At 71.7% G+C, this 26,314-nt stretch carries 20 protein-coding genes; 8 read left to right on the forward strand and 12 right to left on the reverse strand.

Annotated elements, in window-relative coordinates; translation table 11 throughout:
* Window positions 1-82: 82 nt before the first annotated feature.
* A complete protein-coding gene (sigB, locus tag ACSP50_RS35145; RefSeq protein WP_043516178.1) occupies window positions 83-1,036 on the forward strand; it encodes an RNA polymerase sigma factor SigB in 954 nt (317 codons plus the stop codon).
* 15 nt (window positions 1,037-1,051) lie between these two features.
* Here the strand turns inward: sigB and ACSP50_RS35150 are convergent, their stop codons facing one another.
* Together ACSP50_RS35150 and ACSP50_RS35155 are read right to left on the reverse strand one after the other, a co-directional pair.
* Window positions 1,052-3,598 carry a bifunctional GNAT family N-acetyltransferase/acetate--CoA ligase family protein gene (locus ACSP50_RS35150; RefSeq protein WP_014694084.1) on the reverse strand — a complete coding sequence of 849 codons (2,547 nt, stop codon included), beginning with the start codon at window positions 3,596-3,598 and terminating at the stop codon, window positions 1,052-1,054.
* Window positions 3,599-3,602: 4 nt separating this feature from the next.
* The gene (locus ACSP50_RS35155; protein ID WP_014694085.1) at window positions 3,603-4,790 is read right to left on the reverse strand and encodes an acetoin utilization protein AcuC; all 1,188 of its coding nucleotides are present in this window, start codon (window positions 4,788-4,790) and stop codon (window positions 3,603-3,605) included.
* A gap of 153 nt (window positions 4,791-4,943) precedes the next feature.
* Here ACSP50_RS35155 and ACSP50_RS35160 point away from each other — a divergent pair, with 153 nt between their 5' ends.
* Window positions 4,944-5,606, forward strand: coding sequence for a metal-dependent transcriptional regulator (locus ACSP50_RS35160; protein WP_052311978.1), 663 nt, complete (start codon window positions 4,944-4,946; stop codon window positions 5,604-5,606).
* Between the two features lie 12 nt (window positions 5,607-5,618).
* Here ACSP50_RS35160 and ACSP50_RS35165 read toward each other — a convergent pair whose 3' ends face one another.
* Window positions 5,619-6,173, reverse strand: coding sequence for a hypothetical protein (locus tag ACSP50_RS35165; RefSeq protein WP_014694087.1), 555 nt, complete (start codon window positions 6,171-6,173; stop codon window positions 5,619-5,621).
* 168 nt (window positions 6,174-6,341) lie between these two features.
* Here ACSP50_RS35165 and ACSP50_RS35170 point away from each other — a divergent pair, with 168 nt between their 5' ends.
* Window positions 6,342-6,965 carry a hypothetical protein gene (locus tag ACSP50_RS35170; RefSeq protein WP_014694088.1) on the forward strand — a complete coding sequence of 208 codons (624 nt, stop codon included), beginning with the start codon at window positions 6,342-6,344 and terminating at the stop codon, window positions 6,963-6,965.
* Window positions 6,962-7,867, forward strand: coding sequence for an alpha/beta fold hydrolase (locus ACSP50_RS35175; RefSeq protein ID WP_014694089.1), 906 nt, complete (start codon window positions 6,962-6,964; stop codon window positions 7,865-7,867). Before ACSP50_RS35170 ends, ACSP50_RS35175 begins: the two co-directional genes overlap by 4 nt.
* Before the next feature lie 672 nt (window positions 7,868-8,539).
* Here ACSP50_RS35175 and ACSP50_RS35180 read toward each other — a convergent pair.
* Entirely contained in the window at window positions 8,540-9,721 is a 1,182-nt protein-coding gene (locus ACSP50_RS35180) for an MFS transporter (protein ID WP_014694090.1), read from the reverse strand.
* Between the two features lie 113 nt (window positions 9,722-9,834).
* Here ACSP50_RS35180 and ACSP50_RS35185 point away from each other — a divergent pair, with 113 nt between their 5' ends.
* The gene (locus tag ACSP50_RS35185) at window positions 9,835-10,368 is read left to right on the forward strand and encodes a hypothetical protein (protein WP_014694091.1); all 534 of its coding nucleotides are present in this window, start codon (window positions 9,835-9,837) and stop codon (window positions 10,366-10,368) included.
* A gap of 158 nt (window positions 10,369-10,526) precedes the next feature.
* On the opposite strand, the gene ACSP50_RS35190 is transcribed toward ACSP50_RS35185, so the two are convergent.
* Window positions 10,527-13,433 (reverse strand): vitamin B12-dependent ribonucleotide reductase, encoded by a 2,907-nt coding sequence (locus tag ACSP50_RS35190; RefSeq protein WP_014694092.1) that lies wholly within the window; start codon window positions 13,431-13,433, stop codon window positions 10,527-10,529.
* Window positions 13,434-13,467: 34 nt separating this feature from the next.
* Complete coding sequence (gene nrdR, locus ACSP50_RS35195; RefSeq protein ID WP_043516183.1) at window positions 13,468-13,989, reverse strand: transcriptional regulator NrdR; 522 nt, start codon at window positions 13,987-13,989, stop codon at window positions 13,468-13,470.
* A gap of 779 nt (window positions 13,990-14,768) precedes the next feature.
* Here nrdR and lexA point away from each other — a divergent pair.
* Window positions 14,769-15,488: a transcriptional repressor LexA gene (gene lexA, locus ACSP50_RS35200; RefSeq protein WP_231957073.1), complete on the forward strand. Its 720-nt coding sequence runs from the start codon at window positions 14,769-14,771 to the stop codon at window positions 15,486-15,488.
* 41 nt (window positions 15,489-15,529) lie between these two features.
* Here the strand turns inward: lexA and ACSP50_RS35205 are convergent, their stop codons facing one another.
* Both ACSP50_RS35205 and hflX read right to left on the reverse strand, forming a co-directional pair.
* Window positions 15,530-17,194, reverse strand: coding sequence for a hypothetical protein (locus tag ACSP50_RS35205; protein ID WP_052311979.1), 1,665 nt, complete (start codon window positions 17,192-17,194; stop codon window positions 15,530-15,532).
* Between the two features lie 103 nt (window positions 17,195-17,297).
* Window positions 17,298-18,713, reverse strand: a complete 1,416-nt coding sequence (hflX, locus tag ACSP50_RS35210; protein WP_014694097.1) for a GTPase HflX — start codon at window positions 18,711-18,713, stop codon at window positions 17,298-17,300.
* A gap of 152 nt (window positions 18,714-18,865) precedes the next feature.
* Here hflX and ACSP50_RS35215 point away from each other — a divergent pair, with 152 nt between their 5' ends.
* Window positions 18,866-20,326, forward strand: coding sequence for an NAD-dependent malic enzyme (locus ACSP50_RS35215; RefSeq protein ID WP_014694098.1), 1,461 nt, complete (start codon window positions 18,866-18,868; stop codon window positions 20,324-20,326).
* A gap of 269 nt (window positions 20,327-20,595) precedes the next feature.
* On the opposite strand, the gene dapF is transcribed toward ACSP50_RS35215, so the two are convergent.
* The gene (dapF, locus tag ACSP50_RS35220) at window positions 20,596-21,450 is read right to left on the reverse strand and encodes a diaminopimelate epimerase (RefSeq protein WP_043516189.1); all 855 of its coding nucleotides are present in this window, start codon (window positions 21,448-21,450) and stop codon (window positions 20,596-20,598) included.
* Between the two features lie 64 nt (window positions 21,451-21,514).
* Entirely contained in the window at window positions 21,515-22,444 is a 930-nt protein-coding gene (miaA, locus tag ACSP50_RS35225; protein ID WP_080128126.1) for a tRNA (adenosine(37)-N6)-dimethylallyltransferase MiaA, read from the reverse strand.
* A 161-nt stretch (window positions 22,445-22,605) separates the two neighbouring features.
* Between miaA and ACSP50_RS35230 the strand changes: the two genes are divergently transcribed.
* Window positions 22,606-23,817, forward strand: coding sequence for a DUF349 domain-containing protein (locus ACSP50_RS35230; RefSeq protein WP_014694101.1), 1,212 nt, complete (start codon window positions 22,606-22,608; stop codon window positions 23,815-23,817).
* A 142-nt stretch (window positions 23,818-23,959) separates the two neighbouring features.
* Here ACSP50_RS35230 and ACSP50_RS35235 read toward each other — a convergent pair whose 3' ends face one another.
* Together ACSP50_RS35235 and ACSP50_RS35240 are read right to left on the reverse strand one after the other, a co-directional pair.
* Window positions 23,960-24,457, reverse strand: coding sequence for a hypothetical protein (locus ACSP50_RS35235; RefSeq protein WP_014694102.1), 498 nt, complete (start codon window positions 24,455-24,457; stop codon window positions 23,960-23,962).
* Window positions 24,458-24,494: 37 nt separating this feature from the next.
* On the reverse strand, window positions 24,495-26,309 hold the full coding sequence (locus tag ACSP50_RS35240; protein WP_014694103.1) for an NAD-binding protein: 1,815 nt from the start codon (window positions 26,307-26,309) through the stop codon (window positions 24,495-24,497).
* Window positions 26,310-26,314 lie beyond the last annotated feature (5 nt).

The raw sequence follows: 26,314 nt of genomic DNA on the forward strand, positions 1-26,314 counted from the left end.
GGCACGGATGCGGCTGGTAGGCACGACGAACGGGGAGGGGACTCAAGTGGTCCTGGAGACGAAGGCGACGGTTGAGGACATCATGACCGACGAAGTCGAGCAGGTGGTCGACCTCGACGCGACGGACGAGCGGGGCGTCTCCGCCGACCTGGTCCGCGCCTACCTCAACGGCATCGGCCGCACCCGCCTGCTGACCGCGGTGGAGGAGGTCACCCTCTCCAAGCGGATCGAGGCCGGCCTCTACGCCGAGGAGAAGCTGCCGGCCGCGGACGCCGCGCTGGCCGAGCTGCTGGACATCGTGATCGCCGAGGGCCGGGCCGCCAAGAACCACCTGCTGGAGGCGAACCTGCGGCTCGTGGTCAGCATCGCCAAGCGCTACACCGGACGCGGCATGGCGTTCCTGGACCTGATCCAGGAGGGCAACCTCGGCCTGATCCGCGCCGTCGAGAAGTTCGACTACACCAAGGGCTACAAGTTCTCGACCTACGCGACGTGGTGGATCCGGCAGGCGATCACCCGCGCGATGGCCGACCAGGCCCGCACCATCCGCATCCCGGTGCACATGGTCGAGCAGGTCAACCGGATGGTCCGGGCCCGCCGCGACCTGTCCGCCCAGCTCGGCCGCGAGCCCAGCATCGCCGAGATCGCCACCGCGATGGCGGTGCCGGAATTCCAGGTCATCGAACTCATCTCGTACGACCGTGAGCCGGTCAGCCTCGACCAGGCGGTCGGTGAGGACGGCGAGAGCGCGCTCGGTGACTTCGTCGCCGCGGTCGACCCGAACCAGCCCGGCGAGGGCGTCTCGCAGGGCGAGTTGCGCAGCGAGGTGGAGATCGTGCTGGCCACCCTCTCCGAGCGAGAGTCCGCGGTGATCCGGCTGCGCTTCGGCCTGGACGACGGCCGCCAGCGCACCCTCGACGAGGTCGGCCGCGAATTCGGCCTCAGCCGCGAGCGGATCCGCCAGATCGAGAAGGTGACCATGCTGAAGCTGCGCGACCCGGAACGGGCCTCCCGCCTCGAGGCCTACGCGGTCTGACCTCTCTGACCGCTATCACCGCAGGCGGCGCGGCCCGGTGTCCGGACGGACGCCGGGCTCGCCCCATTCCGCCGCGGCGTGCAGCACGGAGAAGCCGTCCGGCCGGGCCAGCACCGGGTTGAGCAGCAACGACCGGATCCGCGGGCGCTCGTCGGCGAGCCGGCCGACCCGCAACAACAGGTCGATCAGAGCGGCCCGGTCGACCGGGGTGGACCCCCGGTAACCGTGCAGCAGCGGGGCCGCGCGCGGCTCGTCGACCAGCGCCTCCGCGGCCCGGTCGGTCAGCGGGGCGGCCCGCCAGGCCAGGTCGCCGAGCAGCTCGCTGGCCACCCCGCCGAGACCGAAACCGACCACCGGGCCGAACGCCGGGTCCTCGACCACCTCGACGACGCAGGCGACGCCCGGGGCGACCATGGTCTGCACCAGCACCTCCGGGCCGAAGGCCGCGGCGAGGTCGCGATACGACGTACACAGGTCATCCTCATCCTGAATGGCCAAGCGGACCGCGCCGAGGTCGATCCGGTGCCGCAAGCCGCCACCGGCCGCCTTGAGCGCGACCGGATAGCCCAGCGCGTCCGCGGCGGCGACCGCCTCCCGCTCGGAACCCGCCAGGGTCGACGGCACCACCTCGACGCCGTACGCGGCGAGCAGCTCCGTCGTGCTCTCGGCGGCCTCCGCGGCGGCCGGATCCAGCCCGGACAGCGCGGGCATCCGCCCCGGCGGGCGGCGCAGCCACTCGGCGTAGTTGACCACCCGGGTCAGCGCCCGGACCGCCTCCTCGACCGACGGATAGACCGGAACCCGCGGCGGCACCCGGCCGAAGACCAGCGTCGCCACCGTCGGTTTCTCCCCGGCCAGCGCCACACTGCCCAGCGCCGCCGCGAAATCCGCGTCCTCCTCAGACAGCTGCTGGCCGGGCACCAGCGGCGCGAAAACCACCACCAGCGCGTCCACCCGGTCGTCGACCGCCGCGTCGGCCAGCGCGTCGGCCAGGTCCTGCGCGGTCGCCATCGGGCTCAGATCGTGTGGATAGCCCTCGGCCACGGTCAGCCCGGCCGCCCGGCAGGCCACCTCGGCCAGCGCCGCCAGCGCCGACGAGTTGCCGACCACGGCCACCCGGCGCCCGGCCGGCAACGGCTGATGGGCCAGCAGCATGCCGACGTCGAAAAGCTCCTGCACGGTGTCCACCCGAATCACCCCGGACCGGGCGAACAGCGCGGTCACCGCGTGCGCGTCCGGCCCCGGCAGATCGCCGGCCAGACCCGGCGGACGGGTCGCCGAGGCCACCGCGACCACCGGTTTCTCCCGGCTCATCCGGCGCGCCAGCCGGGCGAACTTGCGCGGGTTGCCGAACGTCTCCAGATAGAGCAGCACCACGTCGGTGCCCGGATCGTCCCGCCAGTACTGCAGCAGATCGTTGCCGGACACGTCGGCGCGGTTGCCGGCCGAGACGAAACTCGACAGGCCCAGCCCGCGCCGATCCGCCTCGGCCAGCAGCGCCACCCCGAGCGCACCGCTCTGGGCGAAGAAGCCGACCCGACCGGCGGCCGGCAGCCGGGGCGCCATGGTCGCGTTCAGCCGGACCGCCGGATCGGTGTTGGCCAGCCCGAAACTGCTCGGGCCGATCACCCGCAGGCCGGCCGCGTGCGCGGTCTCGATCAGCGCCCGCTGCCGGGCCGCGCCGTCCGGCCCGGCCTCGGCGAACCCGGCGCTGCCGACCACCACGCCGCCCGCCCCCGCCGCCGCCGCGTCGGCCAGGGCCGCCGCGACCCGCTCGGCCGGGACCGCGATCACCGCCAGGTCGATCGGTGCGCCGGCCTCCGACGCTTTCCGGTACGCGGTCAGCCCGGCCACCGTGGGCGCCGTCGGATGCACCGGGACGACCGCGCCGGTGAACCCGCCGTCGCGCAGATTGCCCAGCATCGCGGCGCCGATCCCGTGCCCGCTGGCGCTCGCGCCGTAGATGGCGATCCCGCGCGGGGCGATCAGCCGGGCGATCGACCGGGACTCGGTCAGATGCTCCCGGGACTCCTGCACCTCGCGCGACTTCTCGGTGGGCGCGATCGGGAAACCCAGGTGCACCACGCCGTCGGCGTACCGCCGCTGCACCGAATAGCCGGAATCGCCGAAGACCCGCAGCATGCCGCCGTTCTCCGGGAGCACCTCGGCGACGAACCGGGTGATCCCGTGGTCCCGGGCCGCCTCGGCCAGATGCTCCAGCAGCACCGAGCCGATCCCCCGGCCCTGCTGGGCGTCCTCCACCACGAACGCCACCTCGGCCTCCGGCGAATCCGGGCCGAGCCGCTCGTAGCGGCCCACCGAGGTGATCCGGCCGTCCGCGGCGACCGTGACGAACGCCTCGCGGTCCCGGTGGTCGACGTTGACGAAGCGCTGCAGATCGCGTTCCGGAATCCGCGGATAGGGCGAGAAGTACCGCAGATACCGGGTGCGGTCGCTCATCCGGGAGTGGAACTCCACGATCGCCGGCGCGTCGGCCGGCCGGATCTGCCGCAGGTGCACCGCGGTGCCGTCGGCGAGCAGGACGTCTGCGCTGCGCTCCATCGGGTCAGTCCCGGGGGTCGTACGGGTCGAGGCCGTGCAGCGGGAAGACGGCCAGGCGGGTGGCCATGATCGCGCGGTCCACCGGGTCGTCCTCGGTCGCCGGGGACCAGGCGCGGGAACTGATCAGGGCGCTGTCGCCCATCGTCTCCGGCACCTCCACCCCTGGACTGCGCCCGGCCGCCAGTCTCCGCCACGACTTCGGCGTCCGGGTCGCCGGATCCAGCGGCTCCCCGGTGACCACCGCCAGCAGGTGGGTCCAGGCCCGCGGCACCACCTCGACCAGGGCGTAGCCACCGCCGCCGAGCGCCACCCAGCGGCCGTCGCAGACCTCCTCGGCCAGCTCCCGCATGGCCAGATACGCCGCGCGCTGGCAGTCCACCGACAGCATCAGGTCGGCGAGCGGGTCCAGCCGGTGCGCGTCCGCCCCGCACTGGCTCACGATGATCTCCGGCGCGAACGCCCGGACCACCGACGGCACCACCGCGTGAAAAGCCTTCATCCAGGCGGCGTCCCCGGTGCCGGGCGGCAGCGGCACGTTCACCGCGGTCCCCTCGGCGCCCGGGCCGCCCGTCTCGTCGCAGAAACCGGTCCCCGGAAACAGCGCCAGCGGCGTCTCGTGCAGGCTCACCGTGAGCACCCGCGGATCGTCGTAGAACATCGTCTGCACGCCGTCACCGTGGTGCACGTCGACGTCCACGTAGGCCACCCGCTGCGCGCCGTGGTCCAGCAGCCAGGCGATGGCCACCGCCGGATCGTTGTAGACACAGAACCCGGCCGCCCGCGCCGGCATCGCGTGATGCAGGCCACCGGCCACATTGACCGCGCGGCGGGCGGCGCCGTGCCAGACCGCCTCGACCGCCGCGACACTCGCACCGCAGATCCGCGCCGAAGACTCGTGCATGCCGTCGAAGACGGGGTTGTCCGGAGTGTTCAGACCCCAGCCGGCGAAGAACGGATCGATCGGCGCCTGCCGGACCGCGTCCAGATAGTCGGGGCGGTGCACCCGGGTCAGCTCCGCCTCGGTGGCCGGCCGCGGAGTGACCAACCGCACCCCGGGGCGGTCGAGGACGCCCAGCTCACCGGCGAGCGCCATGGTCAGCTCGACCCGCACCGGATTCAGCGGGTGATCGCCCATGTCGTAGTCGAGCAGGGCCTTGTCCCAGACCACCGCCGCCGTCGTCTCGTCCGCCATCCCGCCATGCTCCCACGGACAGCCGGGCGGACCGGAATGCTGCTCCGGTAGGGTCTTATGGGCCTTGCCCGGGGCGGATGTCAACCCCCCGGCACGCGGTAACATCGCTGCTGGGAGGACCGCATCGTGAACGACCTTGTCGACACCACCGAGATGTATCTCCGGACCATCCTCGAACTCGAGGAAGAAGGCGTGCCCCCGCTGCGCGCGCGGATCGCCGAGCGCCTGCACCAGAGCGGTCCCACCGTGAGTCAGACCGTGGCCCGGATGGAACGCGACGGCCTGCTCACCGTCGAGGGCGACCGCCACCTGGTGCTGACCGAGCAGGGCCGCAGCACCGCCGTGTCGGTCATGCGCAAGCACCGGCTGGCCGAGCTGCTGCTGGTCAACGTCATCGGCATGCCGTGGGAGGAAGCCCACGAGGAGGCCTGCCGGTGGGAGCACGTGATGAGCGACTCCGTCGAACGCCGGGTCTATGAGCTGCTCAACAAGCCGACCCGGTCGCCGTACGGCAACCCGATCCCCGGCCTGGAACAACTCGGCCTGCCCGAGGACGACGCGACCCTGGAACAGCCCGGCCCCGGCGAACGCAACCTGGCCTTCCCCGGGCTGACCGGCAGCGTCGTGGTCCGGCGGATCTGCGAAAGCGTGCAGACCAACTCCGACGTGCTGCGGCAGCTGCACGCCGCCGGGATCGACCCGGGCACGACGGTGACCGTCGCGCAGGAACGGGACGGGGTCACCATCGACAAGGCCGGCGACAAGATCAGGCTGCCGCGTGAGGTGGCATCCCGGGTGTTCGTCGCCGCCCGCTGACCCCGGTCCGCCCTAGCCGTCGGTGGTGTCCATCGCCTTCGCGAGCTCCAGCAGCCTGTCGTTCATCGCGGTGACCGACGAGCTCGCCGCACCCTTCTCGAAGGTGAACCGCAGCGTCTGCAACTGCTCCGCCTCGCTCAACCAGCCGATCTCCACCGTCGGGCCGTGCCCGTCGGCCGCCGGACCGGTCAGCCGATAGCCCGCCTTGCCGAGGCCCTTCAGCTTCACACCCTTCTTCGGTACGCGGTTGGCCAGGAACACCTTGGCATCCGCCTTCGTCTCCTCGACCACCGACAGTGACAGGTCGGGCCAGGAGCCGTCGACCGTCTGCACCACGCAGGTGGACGTGTCATCCACCTGGTCGGCGGCGGCGACCGAGAACCGGACCCCGATCTTCTGCTGGATGAACGCCCAATCCCAGAGGATGCAGGCGCCGCCCGCGGAAGCCGCCGGCTGCTCCACGATGGTGACCGGCGGCAACGAGACCGGGGCGTCCGTGTCCTGCTTCTTGCAGCCCGCGGCGGCGAGCAGTGTGACGACGCCGAGCGCGGCTAGAACCGTGCGCACCAGTAATCCTCCCGGGTTCGCGGGACACCTTATTGCCCCGCGGGCGGATGAGGAAAGTGGCGTACGGACAGTGAAGGTACCGTTGCCGGTCCCTTCACCTGCGGCATCCTTGACAGTCGGTGTCAAGTTTTTCTTGACGAGAGGCGTCAAGGGGCGGAGACTTCAAGTATGTTGCTCGCCGAGCAGATCATCCGCTTGCTCGACATCCGGCTGGTCGATCCGCTGGAGATCCTGCTGGAGGGGGATCCCGGCGTGGACCGCGTCCGCCGCCGCCTGCAGGTGCGGGCGTGGGAGTGGGCCGCGATGATCGAGCAGGGCGAGGAGGCCGAGGCGGTGCACATCATCGCCCGCCTGATCGCCACCCTCTACCCGGACGATCACGCGTTCGCCCCACCGGTGGAGTGGTGGCGGACACCGCTCGGGCAGGCGGTGGTCCGCAGGATGGGTCACCCGTTCGCGACGACGGTCTCCTACGCGACGGCCGGCGCCATGCTCGGCATCACCCGCCAGGCCATCCACGACCTGGTCCGGCGCGGCCGGCTGCCCCGAGACCCGGACGGCGGCGTTCCGGTCGGCGCCGTCCGCGCCCGCCTCCTCGCCGCCACCCCCTTCACCACCCCGGCCACCGCAGCCCCGCTCACCGCGTCCGGTGCCACTTCCGCGGGGGCGGCCCACCGGGTTCCGGCGCCATCGGTGGACTTCGTTCATCCGAGCGGCTTCTTCTCCGCGGCGAGCGGTGACTCCGACGACCTGACCGACGCCGAACCGACGGGGAACGAGGAAACGCAATGATCAACGACAGCCTGGTGGACGCGGGCGGTGTGCAGCTCGCGGTTCGGGACTTCGGGGGCGACCATCCGCCACTGCTCCTGCTGCACGGGGCCGGCGGCAACCTCGCCCACATGACCCTCCTCGCCCGGGCGTTGCGCCCGCACCACCGGGTGGTCACCGTCGATCTGCGCGGGCACGGACGGTCCGCGGACGGTCCGTGGACCTGGGATGCCGCGCTCGGCGACCTGGCCGCGGTCTGCGTCGAGCTGGAGCTGGAGCGGCCGGCGATCGCCGGCCATTCGCTCGGCGGCATGCTGGCCACGCTCTGGGGTCAGCGGCACCCGGAGTCCCCCGGTGTGGTGAATCTGGACGGCAGTCCGCCGCCCACCCGCCCCGACCAGCTGCCCGGCCTCACCCCGGACCGGGCCGCCGCCGAGCTGGAGCGGCTCACCGGCGTCTTCGACATGGTCGAGGCCGCCGCCGGTCAGACCGTCGAAGCCGGCGAACTGGCCGACCTGGTCGAGCGCCAGCGGATGGCGGCCCGGGACCGCGGCGCCAACGAGAAGGTGTGGATCGAGGGTTTCCGCCGCAACCTGGTCCACGGCAAGGACGGCACCACCACCTTCCGGCCGTCCTTCGCCACCACCACCCAGCTGCGCGCCCTGATGACCGAGCTGGACCTGGCCCCGGTCCACGCCGCCACCAAGTGCCCGTCGCTGCTGGTTCTGGCCACCCGTGACCTGCCCGAGCAGGAGCCGTTCGCCGACCTGTACGCGGCCCACCGCCGCTACGTGCTGGCCCAGGCCGAGGCCATCCCCCACCTGCGCCACGTCGCGCTGGCCGACGCCTCGCACGCCATGGTGATCGAACAGCCCGAGGCGCTCGCCACCCTGATCACCACCTTTCTCGCGGAGGCCCGCTGACCGCTCACCGGCCCTTGCCGGCACCGCTGCGCATCCACCGCTCCGGACACACCGCTCCGGCCGGAAGCGCGGTGCCCGGGCTCGCGACTCGATGCTCTGCGTCCAGGGCTCTGCACCAACGCCTACCCAACCGCTGGCGCTCAGGCCTCGGGGAGGAGGCCGCGCGGCAGCACACCCGAACGAGGCGATGGCGCGCCCGACGGACGGGGCACGGTCCGACGATGCGGTGCGGTTCAGCAGCTCGCTCCTGGACCGCGGATTCCTTGGACGCGAAGCGAAACGGAGGCCACGGCGCAGGGCGGGACGACGACGCAGGGCGGCGGCTCGGGGCGTCGACGCAGGGCGGCGGCTCGGGGCGTCGACGCAGGGCGGCGGCTCGGGGCGTCGACTCGGGACGACGACGCCGGGGCATTCGGCTGCGGCCGGCGGCGGGGAAGGTGCTGCGAACGGTTCGACGGCGGGAAAGGTGCTACGGCGGCCTGACGGCGGGCCGCCGGGCAAGGCACGGCCGACGGCTTGACGCTGGGACGCGGAGCGAGAGCGGCCAGAGCTTGGGAGACGGAGCGAGACCAGCCTGCCAGCAGAACACGGAGCAAGCGTGGCCTGACGGCGAAACGCGAAACGAGACCAGCCTGACGGCGGGACGCGGAGCGGGGACGGCCAAAGGACGGGTCAGCTGGTGGGAAGTGGCTTGGCGGCGTGGGAGGCGGTGAGGCCGAGGAGGAGGGCGGCGAAGACGCAGAGGAGGGCGTTGCGGACGCCGAAGTGTTCGGCCAGGAAGCCGATCAAGGGTGGGCCGGCCAGGAAGGCGGCGTAGCCGACGGAGCCGGCCACGGACACTCGCATGGCGGCGCGGATCGGGTCGTCGGCGGCGGCGCTCATCCCGATCGGGAAGCCGAGGGAGGCGCCGACTCCCCAGCAGAGGGCGCCGGCCAGGGCCAGCCATACCGAGCCGCCGAAGACGACCAGCAGGATGCCGGCCGCGGCGGACAGGGCGGTGAGGCGCAGGGACGGGACCCGGCCCCAGCGGTCGGTGGCCAGGCCGCCGTACATGCGGCCCAGGGTCATCGCGGTGACGAAGACGCCGAAGCCCAGGGCGCCCAGCGTGTCGCCGGTGTGGTAGCCGTCGACCAGGCTGATCGCCAGCCAGTCGTTGGCGCTGCCCTCGGTGAAGCCGAAACCGAGCAGGATCAGGCCGATCAGCAGGGTGCGGGGTTCCCGCCAAGCCTGCCCGGCGGTCATCGCCGGCCGGCTGCCCGGCTCCGGACCCGAGTGTGGCAGGAAACGGCGGACCACGGCGATCTGGACCGCGACGACGATCACCGTGGTCACGTACAGCTGGGCTCCGATCGGCACCCCGGTGGCCGACGCGGCCGCACCGACACCGGCGCCGGCGACCGTGCCCAGGCTGAAACCGGCGTGGAAGCGGGGCATGATGGTCCGGCCGAGGCGGCGTTCGACGTCGGCGGCCTCGACGTTCATCGCGACATCCCACGTGCTGGTGCCGAAACCGCAGAACAGCAGGGCGACCCCGGCGAGCACCACCGAGCCGAGCAGGGTGGCGGTGGCCAGCACGGCCAGACCGGCCGCCATCGCCATGCTGGCCAGCAGCACCGCCCGGGCCGGCCCGACCCGCTGCACCAGCGGACCGGCCAGCGGGATCGACGCGACCGACGTGCCCGACATGCAGAGCAGCAGCAGGCCGAACCCGGCGACCGACAACTCCAGCCCGTCCCGGACCGCGGGAGCCCGGGACAGCCACCCGGCGAGCGCCAACCCGTTCATCGCGAACGTCACCCCGACGGCGATCCTGGCGGTGGCAACCCGGGCGGGCAGGACGTCGACGCTGCTCATCACCTCAACTTACACGTTAAAGCCGTACCGGTCATCGGCCCCGTTCCGGGCACGTCCCACAATGGGCATCGGCGACAAAGCGCGCCCGTCGATCGATACGGAAGGAGGGCGACATGGGCCGGCCCGAGGAACTGCAGGCGGAGGCACGTTCCGTGCTCGCGCTGCTGGAGCCGCTGGGACCACTCACCCCGACCGGCAGCTACGTGTCCGGCCTGATGGTCTGGCGCGACCTCGACGTCACGCTGTTCGGCGGTCCGGACTTCACCCCGGCCGACGTCCTCACGCTGCTCGGCAGGGCGGTCGCCATCCCCGGCGTGACCGGTTTCGACTATCGCGACGAGCGCGACGCCAAACCGGCCGATCAGCGTTACCAGGTCACCATCACGCTGGGCGAGTGGCGTGTCGACCTGTCCATCTGGCTGCACGACGGCCATCCCTCGACCGCCGATTGGCACCGCGACCTCGCCACCCGGCTCACCGACGAGGAGCGTCAGGCGATCCTGGCGATCAAGCAGCTCTGGCACCAGCGCCCGGAATATCCCGCCGAGGTCAACGGCTTCGACATCACCACCGCCGTCGTCGACCACGGCGTCCGCACGGCGGTGGAGTTCGGCGTCTGGCTCCGCGAGACCCACGGCGGCCGCTGACCACGGCGTACCCCGCAATCGACGCACCGCAGGCACCAACGAACCGCAGGGAGAAGGCGGACCGGAAGCCGGCCACGGACCGGACCGCGCGCGTCGGAGCGGACCGCAAGCAGAACGGGCGGTACGCGAAAGCGCACCGCCCGTCCGGGGAGAACTGATCAGCTGCAGCCGGAGGTCGAGCCGCAACCCTCGCAGACGTAGCAGCTGCCGGCGCGGCGCATCTTCGTGCCGCAGGTGAAGCAGAGCGGCGCGTCGGCGGCGTGCCCGGTCTTGATCTCCAGCAGTTCGGTCGACGAGCCGGCCGAGACCGGCGTGGCGGCCTTCGCCTCGGCGACCGTCACGGTGGACGTGCCGGGCGTCGCGGCCGGAGCGACCGCCGGCGCGGCCGGAGCGGACGCCGCCATGCCGGCCAGGTCGACCGTGGCAGCCTCGGCGGCGGCCTCGGCCTGCGCCTGGGCGGTGCGCTCCTTGGCGGTGAAGATGCCCAGCTCGGCGCGGGTGTCGTAGTCGAGGAAGTCCAGCGCCAGGCGACGGAAGATGTAGTCCATCACCGACGACGCCATGCGCACGTCCGGGTCGTCGGTCATGCCGGCCGGCTCGAAGCGCATGTTGGTGAACTTGCTGACGTACGTCTCCAGCGGGACGCCGTACTGCAGGCCTATCGAGATGGCGACCGAGAAGGCGTCCATCACACCGGCCAGGGTGGAGCCCTGCTTCGACATCTTCAGGAAGACCTCGCCGAGGCCGTCGTCCGGGTAGGACGACGCGGTGAGGTAGCCCTCGGCGCCGCCGACCGAGAAGGAGACCGTCTCGGACGGGCGCTTCTTCGGCAGCCGCTTGCGGATCGGGCGGTACTCGACCACCTTCTCCACGACCTTCTCGACCGCGGCCGGGGCCTCGACCGTGGCGGGCGCGGCGGCCTTCGCGGTCTTGCCGGCCGACAGCGGCTGGCCGACCTTGCAGTTGTCGCGGTAGATCGCGAGCGCCTTCAGGCCGAGCTTCCAGCCCTGGTAGTGGATCTCCTCGATCTCCTCGATCGTCGCCGTCTCCGGCATGTTGACGGTCTTGGAGATGGCGCCGGAGATGAACGGCTGCACCGCGGCCATCATCCGGACGTGACCGATCGGGGCGATCGACCGCTCGCCCATGGCGCAGTCGAAGACCGCGTAGTGCTCCGGCTTGAGGCCGGGCGCGTCCACCACGTTGCCGTGCTCGGAGATGTGCTCGACGATCGCCTCGACCTGCTCCTCGGGATAGCCGAGGCTGCGCAGCGCGCGCGGCACGGTCTGGTTGACGATCTGCATCGAGCCGCCGCCGACCAGCTTCTTGAACTTGACCAGGGCCAGGTCGGGCTCGATGCCGGTGGTGTCGCAGTCCATCATCAGGCCGATGGTGCCGGTCGGGGCGAGCACCGACGCCTGCGCGTTGCGCCAGCCGTTCTTCTCACCGATCTTGTTGCCGTTCTTCCACTGCCGGGTGGCCTCACGGAGGATCTCGGTGGCGACCGGGCCCTGGGCGCGGACCTCGTCGTTGGCAGCGGCGTGCTTGCGCATCACGCGCTGGTGCGCGTCGGCGTTGCGGGCGTAGCCGTCGTAGGCGCCGACCACGCCGGCCAGCTCGGCCGAGCGGCGGTACGCGGTGCCGGTCATCAGCGAGGTGATCGCCGCGGCGACGCTGCGGCCACCGTCGGAGTCGTAGGGCAGGCCGGAGGCCATCAGCAGCGCGCCGAGGTTGGCGTAGCCGATGCCGAGCTGCCGGTAGGCCCGGGTGGTGACCCCGATCTTCTCGGTCGGGAAGTCGGCGAAACAGATCGAGATGTCCATCGCGGTGATGATGAACTCGACGCTCTTGACGAACTTCTCCACCTCGAAGCCGCCGTCGGCGCGGAGGAACTTCATCAGGTTGAGCGAGGCCAGGTTGCAGGACGAGTCGTCCAGCGACATGTACTCCGAGCACGGGTTGGACGCGGTGATCCGGCCGGTCTCGGGGTTGGTGTGCCAGTCGTTGATGGTGTCGTCGTACTGCAGGCCGGGGTCGGCGCACTCCCAGGCGGCCCGGGCGATGTCGCGGAACAGCTTCTTGGCGTCGATGGTCTCGATGACCTCGCCGTCGAGGCGGCCACGGAGACCGAACTCGGTGCCCTCCTCGTACGCCCGCATGAACTCGTCGCTGACCCGCACCGAGTTGTTGGCGTTCTGGTACTGCACCGAGACGATGTCGGCGCCGCCCAGGTCCATGTCGAAGCCGGCGTCCCGCAGCGCGCGGATCTTGTCTTCCTCACGCGCCTTGGTCTGCACGAACTCCTCGATGTCCGGGTGGTCGACGTCGAGGATGACCATCTTGGCGGCACGCCGGGTGGCGCCGCCGGACTTGATGGTGCCGGCGCTGGCGTCGGCGCCGCGCATGAAGCTGACCGGGCCGCTGGCCGTGCCGCCGGAGGACAGCAGTTCCTTGGAGGAGCGGATGCGGGACAGGTTCACCCCGGAGCCGGAGCCGCCCTTGAAGATCAGGCCCTCCTCCTTGTACCACTCGAGGATGGAGTCCATCGAGTCGTCCACGGAGAGGATGAAGCACGCGCTGACCTGCTGCGGCGACTTGGTGCCGACGTTGAACCAGACCGGCGAGTTGAAGCTGAACACCTGGTGCAGCAGCATCCAGGTGAGCTCGTGGTCGAAGACCTCGGCGTCGGCCGGGCTCGCGAAGTAGCCGTGCTCCTCGCCGGCCCGGCGGTAGGTCTGCACGACCCGGTCGATGAGCTGGCGCAGAGACGTCTCCCGCTCGGGCGTCCCCACCGCGCCGCGGAAGTACTTGGTCGTCACGATGTTCGCGGCGTTGACGCTCCAGGACGTGGGGAACTCCACGCCACGCTGCTCGAAGTTGATCGAGCCGTCCCGCCAGTTCGTCATGACGACGTCCCGGCGCTCCCACTCCACCTCGTCGTACGGGTGGACGCCCGCCGTCGTCCACACCCGCTCCACGCGCAGCCCCGCGGCCGCCGCCGCGTCGCCGCCGTTCGTGTTCGTCCGGCTGCGCTGGCGACCCGCGGTGATGCCGTCTCCGGCCATACTGATGTGCTCCCCCTCGTAGACAACTTCGTTATCAGCCGTTGATCCTGGGCACACGGGCCGTCCCGGACCGCGGCGCGACGGCGTGTCGCGTCCCGGCGTCCCGGACGGGTGGCGCCTCGCGGAGCGCGGCGATCTCCTTCTCGAACTCGTCGAGAGAGTCGAAGGCCTTGTAGACGCTGGCGAACCGCAGATAGGCGACCTGGTCGAGTTCACGCAGGGGCGTGAGAATCGCCAGACCGACCTCGTGGCTCGGGATCTCCGCGGCGCCGCGGGCCCGGACGGCTTCCTCCACCCGCTGCGCGAGCAGCGCGATCGAGTCCTCGTCGACGGGCCGGCCCTGACAGGCCTTGCGCACCCCACTCATGACCTTGGTCCGGCTGAAGGGCTCGGTGACGCCACTGCGCTTGACCACCGCGAGCACCGCCTCCTCGACCGTGGTGAACCGCTTGCCGCACTCGGGACACGAGCGGCGGCGACGGATCAGTTGACCGTCATCGGCCTCGCGCGAGTCCACGACACGCGAATCGGCGTGCCGGCAGTACGGGCAACGCACCGCGATCTCCCCCTTCACCGCTACCCCGGACACGCCGAAGCACAGCCTCACCGCGATGGCACATCGGCGGGACTGTGAACGAACCTGTGGAAATCCGGGGAGAGAAACCCAACCTGTGGATGCTGTGCATCTCTGTGACCACTACATGTTGGGGAAGACGCTATGCCGGTGCGGACGCCGGCGCAAGTTAAGTGACGTGCCGACGCGCCGTATTCTGCACCTCAACACGCTGGGGTGACGGCACGATCACCGGGCGCGTCGGGAAACCGTTTCCCGGCACGGCGGCGAACCGGACATGACGAGCAAGCGGCGCATTAGCCGCGGGACGCGGTCGTGAACAAAACAACGCTCGCGAGAACCGACACCGCGAAGAAGAGACCGAGAAGGACCACCCGGCCCCGGCGGGTCAGGCGCAACGGCGGCGCGGTGTGCCGAGCTCCACCGGTGACCACCATGACAGCTCCCCTCTCTCGGACACCCGTTCGATAGAACGCCCGTACGACGGTTTATCAGAACGCGAGTACTAAAATCCAGTCCTGACGGGCGACACGCCGGTAAAACCTCGTACAGATGTTTGAATATGTCGCGCGCGCCTACTACGGTTTCCTGTCAAGAGGGGTCAGCCGGACAAACGCCATCCCCACGGCGCGATCCGGCTCCGCGACGCACCACGTGCCGACAGGCACTGGCCGACAGGGAGGGCGGACGTGTCGACCGACGACCGCACGAGCCGACAGCAGCAACCGATCAGGCAGGACCCGGGCAGTGCCGCGGCCGCCATGCGCCGGCGCACACCGAGCCGGGCCCGTTCGGCCGACGCGCCGCAGCTGCGTTCGGTCACCCCGCTGAACAACGTCGCCGAGCCGGTCGCCGGTGCCCTCACCACCCGGCAGCGGCGGATCCTCGAGTTCATCCGCGAGTGGGGCGAGAAATACGGCTACCCGCCCAGCGTCCGGGAGATCGGCGAGGCCGTCGGCCTGGTCTCCCCGTCCAGTGTGGCGTATCAGTTGAAGGCTCTGGAGACCAAGGGCTACCTGCGCCGCGACCCGAACCGGCCGCGTGCCGTCGACGTCCGCTCCCCCGGTGAGCTGGTCGACGACGAGGCACTGCGCGCGGCCCGGCCGCAGCCGGCCTACGTGCCGCTGGTCGGCCGGATCGCGGCCGGCGGCCCGATCCTCGCCGAGCAGGCGGTCGAGGACTTCTTCCCGCTGCCGCGCGAGCTGGTCGGCGAGGGTGAGGTCTTCATGCTGGAGGTCAAGGGCGACTCGATGATCGACGCGGCGATCTGCAACGGCGACTGGGTGGTCGTCCGCCAGCAGCCCAACGCCGAGGCCGGCGACATCGTGGCCGCCATGATCGACGGCGAGGCGACGGTGAAGAGCTACCGCCAGCGTGACGGGCACGTCTGGCTGATGCCGGCCAACCCGGCCTTCGACCCGATCCCCGGCGACGACGCGACCATCATGGGCCGCGTGGTGGCCGTGCTGCGCCGGGTCTGACCGCGCGAACGGAGAAGGGCCGGCATCCGCCGGCCCTTCTCTCAGCGACGTCCGTCGCCCGGCCCCTGCGGGCGCCCACCGTAGGTGCCGCCCGGTGGCCGACCACCACCGCCCTGCGGCGGCCGCGGCGGACCACCCTGAGGTCGCTGCTGGCCACCCTGTGGACGCTGCGACTGGCCGCCCTGGGGCCGCTGCTGCCCACCTTGCGGGCGCTGGGGTTGGCCGCCCTGCGGACGCTGCGGCTGCCCGCCCTGCGGACGCTGCGGCTGGCCGCCCTGCGGACGCTGCGGCTGGCCGCCGTAGACGCCGCCGCCCTGCGGCCGCGGCTGCTGCGGACCACCGCGCGGCGGCTGCTGCGGACCCCGAGGTGGCTGCTGCGGCTGCTGCTGGGGCGGCCGGGGCGGCTGCTGCCCGGCCGGCCGGCCGTACTGCCCGCCACCGCCGCCCTGCCCGCTGCCGCCCTGGCCGCCGTAGACACCGGGTCGCGGCTGACTGCCGTAGACCGGGCCGTTGCCGCTGCCGTACCCGGCGCCACTGCCCACGCCGATCAGCTCGTTGTCGTCCTTGCCCAGCGGCCCGGAGTCCGCGTCGTCCACGGTCACCCCGGCCGGGTGCGCCTTGCGGAACCGGACGATCCCGATCACCCCGACGCCGACCAGCAGCAGACCGATCAGGCCGACGCCGCCCACCAGGTAGGTGATCTGGCTCACGCTCAGCTTCGTGTACCACGCCGCGTCCGCGGTGCCGTCCGACTGGTTCTTCGACTGCGCGGCGACCGTGGTGGCCGGGTCGTACTGCATGATCCAGTTCGCGGTGTTCGCGTCGCCGTTCATGTCGGAGACGGTGTAGAACGTCTTGCCGTCCGGGCTGTACGAGATCGCCTCGCCGAACGGCTCGTTCGGCAGGCCCGTGGTCCGGGGCCTGGTCTTCAGCGCGGCCAGCACGTCGCCGCCCTTGACGTCGTACTCCCAGGCGTCGGTGTAGGTGCGCAGGACCACCTTGCCGTCGCCGGGCGCCATCGCGCCGCCGGTGATCACCTTGTTGAAGACCCGGGCGAACGCGTTGCCCGGCGTCTCGGTGGCCGGCAGCGCCAGCTCGGCGACCCGGGTCATCGGCACGCCGGTGGCGTTGTTGTCCTTCAGCGGGCCGGACGGCTTGTAGACGTGTGCCGCGCCGATCTCCTTGCTCACGATCAGCGGCTGGCCGTCACCGTCGAGCAGCAGCGCCTCGGCGTCGTGCTGGTCCCCCGACGGATAGCTCAGCCGGTGCAGCACCGGCGCTTGCGCCCCGGTCACCGGCATCGTCCACAGCCCGACGTTGGACCGGGCGGGCTGGCCCTTGAGCGCGTCGTCGTCGCCGGTGTCGGCGATCCAGAGCGTCCTGCCGTCCGGCGACAGGATCATGTCCTCGGTGTCACGGGAGAGGGCGATGCTGACCTTCCGCTGGATGGCGCACTTGGTGTCCAGGAAGAAGACGAAACGCCGGGTGGCGTCCGTGCTGTCGTTGATGGCGACGAATCCCGACTTCGTCGCGACCAGACCGGAGACCTCGTTGAGCAGAGGGCTCTTGATCTCACAAATCTTCTTACCGGCCGTCGCCTTGGCACTGACCGTCGCCGTCGGCGTCGGATCAGCGGCAGACGCGCCGGTGCCACCGATCGCCACCAGGCCCACACCCAGAACGATCGAGAACACGAGACGCCGCATCCGCACAGTGTCGCATGCGGCGTCACCCATCGGTGTAACGCGTGGATCAACCCTGGTCAAAGGTCCATAGGTGTCGCTTTTCGCACCCCGGGACAGGTGACTCTCAGCAACGGAACTCCTCCAGATCGGCCGCCAGCCGTTCATCGACGAGCACCCTCAGCTCGGTCCCGTCGTCCAGGTGCCGGGACTGCAGCACCTGCCCGGTCCGGTGCACCCGGGCGACCAGATCGGCCCGCGAGTACGGCAGCAGGATCCGCATGTCGACCGGCGGGCGCGGGAGCCGCTCCGCGATGGCCGCCCTCAGCTCACTGATGCCCGACCCGGAACGCGCCGACACGAACACCGCGTCCGGCCAGGCGCGCTTGAGCCGCAGCACGGTCTCCTCGTCCGCGGCGTCCATCTTGTTGATCACCAGCAGCTCGGGGATCCGGTCGGCGCCGACCTCACCGAGCACCTCGCGGACCGCGCTGACCTGACCCTCCGGGTCCGGGTGCGAGCCGTCGACGACGTGCACCACCAGGTCGGCGTCGGCCACCTCCTCCAGCGTCGAGCGGAACGCCTCGACGATCTGGTGCGGCAGGTGCCGGACGAACCCCACCGTGTCGGACAGTGTGTAGACCCGCCCGTCCTCCGCCGAGGTCCGCCGGGTGGTCGGGTCCAGGGTGGCGAACAGCGCGTTCTCCACCAGGACGCCGGCCTCGGTCAGACGGTTCAGCAGGCTGGACTTGCCGGCGTTGGTGTAGCCGGCGATCGCCACCGCGGGAGTGCCGCTGGCCTGCCGGCGGGACCGCTTGGTGTCCCGGGCCGTGCGCATCGCCTTGATCTCGCGGCGCAGTTTCGCGATCCGCTGGTTGATCCGCCGGCGGTCGGTCTCCAGCTTGGTCTCACCGGGACCACGCGTGCCCACGCCGCCGCCGCCGGAGCCACCGCCACCGGCGCCGCCGCCCTGCCGGGACAGCGACTCACCCCAGCCGCGCAGCCGCGGCAGGAGGTATTGCAGCTGGGCCAGCTCGACCTGGGCCTTACCCTCTTTGCTCTTCGCGTGCTGGGCGAAGATGTCCAGGATCAGCGCGGTCCGGTCGACCACCTTCACCTTGATCTGCTGCTCCAGGTTGCGCAGCTGGGACGGGGACAGCTCGCCGTCGCAGATGACCGTGTCGGCACCGCTGGCCACCACCGCGTCGCGCAGCTCGTCGACCTTGCCTCGGCCGATGAAGGTGGCCGCGTCCGGCTGCCGGCGCCGCTGGATCAGGCCCTCCAGGACCTGGGAGCCGGCGGTCTCGGCGAGCTGGGCCAGCTCGGTCAGCGAGTTGTCCGCGTCCTCGACGCTGCCCTCGGTCCAGACGCCGACCAGGACCACGCGCTCCAGTCGCAGCTGGCGATACTCAACCTCGGTGATGTCGGTGAGCTCGGTGGAGAGACCGGCCACCCGCCTGAGCGAGTGCCGCTCCTCCAGCTCCAGATCGCCGGTCGTCAGGTCCGGCTCGTCGAGCACGGGAGCCTGGTACGTGTTTCGCAAAAGTGACCTCCTCCGCCCGATCGTGGCATGTCACGCGGGCGACCGCATCCACATAACCGTGGCTGACTCACTAGTAACCACCGCGGAGGAATCGAACATTCCGTCCGAGCGACAATTTGTGCGATCACCCCACCAACGTCGGAGGGACAGCCGTGGTGACCACCCGCCTGCCGAGCGCAGGATTTTCGATCACGATCCGTATCGCCGTGACCGCCGATGCCTCGTCCATCGGCCGGCTCACCACCTGCGTCGGCGAGGCCGGGGCGATCGTGACGGCCCTGGACGTGGTGGACTCCGACCCGACCCGGGTGCTGGTCGACCTGACCTGCGACACCGCCGACTCGGCGCACGCCGACCAGGTCGTCAAGCAGCTGGAGGAGCAGGACGGGGTCGACGTCCGCAAGGTGTCCGACCGGACCTTCCTGCTGCACCTGGGCGGCAAGATCGAGGTCAGTTCGAAGGTTGCGCTGCGCAACCGGGACGAGCTGTCCCGGGCGTACACGCCGGGCGTGGCGCGGGTCTGCATGGCGATCGCGGAGAACCCGGCCGACGCCCGCCGGCTCACCATCAAGCGCAACACGGTCGCCGTGGTCAGCGACGGCTCGGCGGTGCTGGGTCTGGGCAACATCGGCCCGGCCGCGGCGATGCCGGTGATGGAGGGCAAGGCCGCGCTCTTCAAGCGGTTCGGCGGGGTGGACGCCTGGCCGGTGGTGCTGGACACCCAGGACACCGACGAGATCGTCAAGATCGTCAAGGCGATCGCCCCGGCGTACGGCGGGATCAACCTGGAGGACATCGCCGCGCCGCGCTGCTTCGAGATCGAGGCGCGCCTCAAGGAGCAGCTGGACATCCCGGTCTTCCACGACGACCAGCACGGCACCGCGATCTGTGTGCTGGCCGCCCTGACCAACGCGCTGCGCGTGGTCGGCAAGCGGATGCAGGACGTCAAGGTGGTGGTCTCCGGCGCGGGCGCGGCCGGCACCGCGATCATGAAACTGCTGATGCGCCAGGGCGTCGGCGACATCATCGCGTACGACCGCAAGGGCGCCCTGCACCGCGGCATGCCCGACCTCAACGAGTCGATGCAGTGGCTGGCCGACCACACCAACCGGGCGAACTACTCCGGCGACCTGCCCGGTGCCATCGTCGGCGCCGACGTCTTCATCGGCGTCTCCGCCCCCAACCTGCTCACCGGCGACGACATCGCCCGGATGGCGCCGCGGTCGATCGTCTTCGCGATGGCCAACCCGGACCCGGAGGTCGACCCGCGCGAGGCCCGCAAGCACGCCGCGGTCGTCGCCACCGGCCGCTCCGACCAGCCCAACCAGATCAACAACGTGCTGGCCTTCCCCGGCGTGTTCCGCGGCATGCTGGACGTCAGCGCCGAGGAGTTCACCGAGGAGATGGCCCTGGCCGCGGCCCGCGCCATCGCCGACGTGGTCGGCGAAGACAAACTCAACCCGACGGTGATCATCCCGAGCGTCTTCGACCCGCGCGTGACCCCGGCGGTCGCCGCCGCGATCCGCGCGGTGGTCCGCGGCGTCCCGGCGCCGTCGAACCCGTCGGCCACCCCGGAGTCGGAGCTGGACCAGGCGCCGGAAGGGATCTTCTGAGCGGTATCGGGTGAATGCCGGTGCGCGGGGTCCCGTCGCGCTCCGGCATCGCTTCCCGCCGGCATGCTCTTCCGGGAAAGCGCACCTCAGAAGCAGAATAACTTCAAGATCCGGATGTCGTAGGTCCGCGCTGATAACTGATCGCCGCTCCCGCCGGGGCCGGGTCACGGTGATCAGGCCGCTGGCGCGTCCTGACCGATCACCGCGACCCTTCATTGCCCGCGGGTGGTCACCGGAAAGACCCCGCCGCGGGGTGCCGACGATCCCGGTCAGGTGACCGGAAGGGCCGACAGGTCGACCTCGCCGGTGGCGACCAGGACCGCCGGACCGGCCAGCCACCACGAGCCGGCCGCGTCGGCGGTGATCACGACCCGGCCGCCGAGGACGTCGACGGTGACCGAGCCGGTGGCCAGGCCGGCCTCGCGCAGGGCCACCGCGCCGACCGCGAGGGCCCCGGTGCCGCAGGACATCGTCTCGCCGGAGCCCCGCTCGTGGACCCGCATCCGCACGTGGCGGTCGGTGTCCGGGGTCGGGTCGATGACCGGCTCGACGAACTCGACGTTCACCCCGGCGGCGAACAGCGCCCGGTCGACCCCCGGGGCGGTGGTCAGGTCCAGGCCGGACAGCGTCACCCCGTCGTGCAGCCCGCAGACCAGGTGCGGGTTGCCGCAGTCGACGGCGATCCCGGGGACGGTCAGCGGGCCGACCCGGGCGGTGCTCGCCGCGTACACCCGGGGGGTGCTCATCCGGACGCTGATCGTGTCGGCGTCGACCACCGCGTGCACGACGCCGGCGCGGGTGGCGACCGGCAGGCCCGCGGGCCCGGGCGTGGCCAGCTGACGAGCGGTCAGATAGCGGGCGAAGACCCGGACCCCGTTGCCGCACATCTCGGCGATCGAGCCGTCACTGTTCCAGTAATCCATGAACCACTCGGCCTCGGTGGCGTGCCCGGCCCCCGCCGGGTGTTTCGCGGACCGCACCACGCGCAGCACGCCGTCGCCACCGATCCCGCGCCGCCGGTCGCAGAGCGCGGCGACCAGTGCCGGCGTCAGCTCCAGTTCGCCGTCGGGGTCGGCGAGGATGACGAAGTCGTTGGCGGTGCCGTGGCCCTTGGTGAAAAACACGCCGCCCATCATCGCGCACCACCGGTCACCACAGCCAGGCACATCCGGGCGGCACCACCGGCGGTCAGCCGATCACGGCCAAGGCGTCGGCCAGCAGTGCCGGGGCGGCGCCGTCCAGCCAGGTGATCGACGGGTCGCGGCGGAACCAGGAGCGTTGCCGCCGGACGAACCGGCGGGTGCCGCGCACCGTGTCGGCCCGCGCCTGCGCCCCGCTCAGCACCCCGTCGATCTCGGCCAGCGCCTGCTGGTAGCCGAGCGCCCGCGAGGCCGTCCGCCCATCCCGGATCCCGGCCGCGTCCAGCGCGCGCACCTCGTCGAGCAGGCCGGCGGACCACATCAGCTCGACCCGCTGGGCGATCCGCTCGTCCAGCTCGGCCGGATCCCGGTCGACGCCGATCTGCACCGTGTCGTAATACGGTTTCGGGTCGGGCAGCGCCGCCGTGAACGGCTGCCCGGTCAACTCGATGACCTCGAGGGCGCGGACGATGCGGCGGCCGTTGGACGGCAGGATCCGGCCGGCCGCGACCGGGTCGAGCACGCCGAGCCGGGTGAACAGCGGTGCCGGGCCGGTCGCGGCAAGTTCGGCTTCGAGGCGGGCGCGGATCGCCGGGTCGGTGCCGGGGAACTCGAATTCCTCCAGGACCGCGCGCACGTACAGCCCGGAGCCACCGACCAGCAGCGGCACCCGGCCGCGGGCCAGGATGTCGTCGATCGCGGCGCGGGCCAGCGCCTGATACTCGGCGACCGCGGCGGTGACCGTGACGTCCCAGATGTCGAGCAGGTGGTGCGGCACCCCGTCGCGCTCGGCGGCGCCCAGTTTCGCGGTGCCGATGTCCATCCCGCGATACAGCTGCATCGAGTCGGCGTTGACCACTTCGCCGCCGAGTTCGTGGGCGAGTGCGATGCTCAACGCGGACTTGCCGGCCGCCGTCGGCCCGACGACGGTGACCACGCGGGGACCGGGACTGGAGGGCACGGAGCAACCGTAGGACAAGGTTGTGCAACGGTCGCGGGCGGGAGCTTTCCCCTAACCGGGTTGGACCTGTGACAATGCGCGAGAAAGAATGCCACTGAGAAGGTTGGCACTCCACTGCGCTGTGGCGGTGGCCGGGGACCGGAGTGGTCCGGCGGCGCCGGGAGAACGAGGATGAGCTCATGAACGAGGACTGGACGGCCTTCGGACGCGTGGATGCCGACGGCACCGTGTACGTGAAGACCGCCGAGGGCGACCGGGTGGTCGGCTCATGGCAGGCCGGGACGCCGGAGGAGGGCCTCGCCCACTTCGCCCGTCGTTTCGAGGACCTGGTGACCGAGGTCGACCTCGTCGAGGCTCGCCTCAAGTCGGGCGCGGCCGACGCGTCCCACTCACTGACCAGTGTCAAGCGGCTGCGCACCCAGCTCGACGAGGCGCACGTGGTCGGCGACATCGACGGTCTCACCGCCCGGCTGGAGAAACTTTCCGCGCTGGCCGACGAGAAGGCGAGCGAGGCCAAGGCCGCCCGCGAGGTCGCCCGCACCGAGGCGCTGGCCCGCAAGACCGCCCTGGTCGAGGAGGCGGAGAAGATCGCCGCCGACGCCACCGGGTGGAAGTCGGCCGGTGACCGGCTCAAGGAGATCCTCGACGAGTGGAAGACGATCCGCGGCGTCGACAAGAAGACCGACGGTGAGCTGTGGAAGCGGTTCGCCGCCGCCCGGGACGGTTTCACCCGGCGTCGTGGCGCGCACTTCGCCACCCTGGACGGGCAGCGCAAGCAGGCGCAGACCGCCAAGGAGGAGCTGGTCACCGAGGCCGAGTCGCTGGCCGCTTCGACCGAGTGGTCGAGCACGGCGAACCGGCTGAAGGAGCTGATGACCGAGTGGAAGGCCGCGCCGCGCGCCGCCAAGGAGGCCGAGCAGCGCCTCTGGGAGCGGTTCCGGGCCGCGCAGGACGCGTTCTTCACCCGGCGCAGTGAGGTCTTCTCCGCCCGCGACGCGGAGTACCAGGGCAACCTGGAGCGCAAGCAGGCGATCCTGGCCGAGATCGAGGCGGTCGACGTGGACGCCGATCCGCGCGGCGCGCAGAACCGGCTCCGCGACGCGCAGGCCGCGTGGCACGACGCCGGCCGGGTGCCGCGGGAGGCCGCGGCCGGGCTGGACCGCCGCTGGCGGGCCGCCGAGGAGCGGATCCGGGTGGCGATGGACTCGGCGTGGCGCAAGACCAGCCCGCAGGACAACCCGCTGCTGCGTCAGATGCGCGACCAGGTCGCCGAGGCCGAGCAGCGGCTGGAGCGGGCCCGGGCGGCCGGCGACAACCGGCGGATCAAGGAGGCCGAGCAGGCGCTCGCCTCGAAGAAGCAGTTCCTGGCGCTGGCCGAGCAGGCCAACTGAGGTGGGGGGCGGTGGGTCACCGACCTGCCGCCCGCTCCACCCGGTCCCGTCTCAGGCGGAGACCGGGATGGCTGATCCGTCCCAGGCGGGGACCGGGACGGCTGATCCCGTCTCAGGCAGGCCAGGGACGGCTGATCCCGTCTCAGGCGGAGACCGGGACGGCTGAGGTGACGGCGACCCGGCGCGCGCCGTCCGGCCAGATCCGGTGCACCTGTTTGCCCTGTTCCCTGGCGAAGGCGACGGTTTCCGCGGTGCCGCCGCGCGCCCCGGCCTGCGTGCCGTCCCAGACCGCGAGCAGCAGGTCGCTGCGTTCGACCACTTCCCGGCTGGCGGCCTCGTAGGTGAGCTCCGGCGCGCCGGGCACGGTGAGCCGGGTGACGTCGGTAGCGTACCGGATGAGTTCGCGCAGTTCCCGGTCTTCTTCCGGTTCGGCGCTTATCTCCGGCACCGGGAGCACCGCCTCGAAGGTGCCGCGGCAGATCCGGACCGCTTCCACGAAGATCCGGTCCGCGCCGTCGGCGAGGCAGGTGACCCCGTGGATCGGCTTGTGTTTGCGCAGTTCGGCCACGATCGCGTTGCGGATCGGCCGGCGCGAAGACCGGTCGAGCCCGATGTGGCCCGTCACCCCGATGCGAATCATCGTGCCCCCTTGACGGCCATATGCCCTATTAGTCCGTTCATGCCGGGAAGAGTGCCCGGTCGGCTCCAGTGTCCGACAAACGGACGACTTGGAAGCCCGCCTCGCCCAGAATTTCCGGAATGTCGCGAATTGCCCTACGGCAGCGCTCCTGCCCTTCGGCCGGAAGCTGCTCCCATTCCCCCAAAAAGGGGACGTTTCGTTCGGCCGGTGGTACCTCCCGGGCCCGCGCCTCGGCCAGGGTCGCCTCGACCCATCGCCGCGACTCCCGCTTCGCCAGCTCCTCGACCTCCGCCGCGGTGAACGCGAAATCGTCCGCGGCACCGTCCCGCGGCACGATCGCGCAGTGCGCCTGGTGCAGTTTCGGGCCGATGTCGGCGGCCTGCAGCCGGTTCGCCCGGCGCAGCGGTTCCGGCAGATCGGCCCACGCGGTCATCGCCGGATGCCCACCGGACGGATCGCCGAGCCCGTCGCCTCGCCGATCCCCGCGGGCGAGCCGGGCCACCACGTACCGCTCATGGATCAGTCGGGCCAGCCGCTCGGCCAGGTCCTCGGCGATCAGCGTCGGATCGCACCCCGCCGCGGCCGGCGAGAACAGCTTGAGCCGCCCGTTCAGCGGGTCCAGCAGCGGCGGCGGGTGTTCCGGGCTGAACGCGTCGGCCAACTCGGCCAGGCCGTCCACGGCCACCACCACGTCGCCGGCGACCCGGTGCCAGAGCCGGTATTCGGTCAGGGCGAGCTGCAGCCCGTACTTCTCGTCGGCGAAGAAGAGGAACGCCCGCTCGTAGCGCGACGCGTCGGCCGGGGCGCCGGCGAGCAGTTCGGCGACGGTCGTCTCCCGGGGCACGACCCGGCACGTGTCGCGCAGAACGGTGTGCCGCCGGGCGACCCGCTCCAGCACCCGGGTGGCGTCCGGCGCGACGAGGTCGATGTCGAGCCGCCGGTCCGGCCGGCCCCGGCGCAGCCGCCAGTGCCGGGCCACCTCCACCAGCAGCGCCCGGACCAGCGGTGAGTCACCGGCCAGCAGCAGCCGCGGCGCGGCGCCGCCGAGCCGGACCGGCAGCGGCTGCCGGGCCAGCAGCACCTGCACGGCCAGCTGGTCGATCTGGAAGAAGTCGAGCCGCTGCGCCCCCGCGTCGGGCACGCCGAGCCGCCGGGCCTGCAGGGTGAGCGCCCAGTCCGGCTCGTGGATCTGGGCGTAGATGGCCAGGTCGCGGTGACCGTCGCCGGCCACCCGGGCGGCGTTCGCGGCGATCGCCAGGTTGACCGCGCTGGACTCGGCGCAGCAGTAGATCACCGCGGCCCGCCCGGCCGCCGCCCCGCGCAGCACCTCCGGCTCGCGGGCGTCGCCCTGCACGCCGAGCAGGCCGCGGCCGCGCAGCTCCAGCGGGCCGATCGGCCGGGTGCGGACCAGCACCACCCGGCGTCCGGCCCGGTGCAGCCGCTCGGCCAGGGTGCGGGCCACCGAGGTGTCACCGCAGACCACCACGTGGTCCCGGGAGCGGCGAGCCCGCCAGCGGCGCACCTCGGTGGCCAGGAGCAGGCGGCCGCCCTCGACGACCGCGTACAGCGTGACCAGCGGCGCGGCGAACCGGGCGATCTGCAGCGCGACCGGGAAGCGGGTGCCGCCCTGCAGCGGATCGGAGCCCAGCACGAACAGCTGCATCGTGTCGTACGCCAGGTTCAGCGGGTCCCGACTGCCCGCCGGGGCGGTGGCCAGATAGTCGTCGAGGCCGGCGTAGCCGAGCATCAGGGCGGCCGCGCCGATCAGGGCGAACACCACACGCGTCAACGTCACCGCGGGCTGGTGCTGCTCACCCCACGACGACAGCGGCGCGCGCGGGAAGTTGGCCATCCACA

Origin of the sequence: Actinoplanes sp. SE50/110 (genome assembly GCF_900119315.1) — a bacterium.
Classification (GTDB): Bacteria; Actinomycetota; Actinomycetes; order Mycobacteriales; family Micromonosporaceae; genus Actinoplanes.

Excerpts from the sequence above, each read along its gene's own strand:
- ACSP50_RS35170 (WP_014694088.1), top strand. The coding sequence starts at position 6,342 with ATGTTGCTCGCCGAGCAGATCATCCGCTTGCTCGACATCCGGCTGGTC.
- ACSP50_RS35190 (WP_014694092.1), bottom strand. The coding sequence starts at position 13,433 with ATGGCCGGAGACGGCATCACCGCGGGTCGCCAGCGCAGCCGGACGAAC.
- ACSP50_RS35185 (WP_014694091.1), top strand. The coding sequence starts at position 9,835 with ATGGGCCGGCCCGAGGAACTGCAGGCGGAGGCACGTTCCGTGCTCGCG.
- ACSP50_RS35180 (WP_014694090.1), bottom strand. The coding sequence starts at position 9,721 with ATGAGCAGCGTCGACGTCCTGCCCGCCCGGGTTGCCACCGCCAGGATC.
- ACSP50_RS35150 (WP_014694084.1), bottom strand. The coding sequence starts at position 3,598 with ATGGAGCGCAGCGCAGACGTCCTGCTCGCCGACGGCACCGCGGTGCAC.
- sigB (WP_043516178.1), top strand. The coding sequence starts at position 83 with ATGACCGACGAAGTCGAGCAGGTGGTCGACCTCGACGCGACGGACGAG.
- ACSP50_RS35160 (WP_052311978.1), top strand. The coding sequence starts at position 4,944 with ATGTATCTCCGGACCATCCTCGAACTCGAGGAAGAAGGCGTGCCCCCG.
- ACSP50_RS35240 (WP_014694103.1), bottom strand. The coding sequence starts at position 26,309 with ATGGCCAACTTCCCGCGCGCGCCGCTGTCGTCGTGGGGTGAGCAGCAC.
- ACSP50_RS35155 (WP_014694085.1), bottom strand. The coding sequence starts at position 4,790 with ATGGCGGACGAGACGACGGCGGCGGTGGTCTGGGACAAGGCCCTGCTC.
- ACSP50_RS35175 (WP_014694089.1), top strand. The coding sequence starts at position 6,962 with ATGATCAACGACAGCCTGGTGGACGCGGGCGGTGTGCAGCTCGCGGTT.
- ACSP50_RS35230 (WP_014694101.1), top strand. The coding sequence starts at position 22,606 with ATGAACGAGGACTGGACGGCCTTCGGACGCGTGGATGCCGACGGCACC.
- ACSP50_RS35205 (WP_052311979.1), bottom strand. The coding sequence starts at position 17,194 with ATGCGGCGTCTCGTGTTCTCGATCGTTCTGGGTGTGGGCCTGGTGGCG.
- lexA (WP_231957073.1), top strand. The coding sequence starts at position 14,769 with ATGCGCCGGCGCACACCGAGCCGGGCCCGTTCGGCCGACGCGCCGCAG.
- ACSP50_RS35235 (WP_014694102.1), bottom strand. The coding sequence starts at position 24,457 with ATGATTCGCATCGGGGTGACGGGCCACATCGGGCTCGACCGGTCTTCG.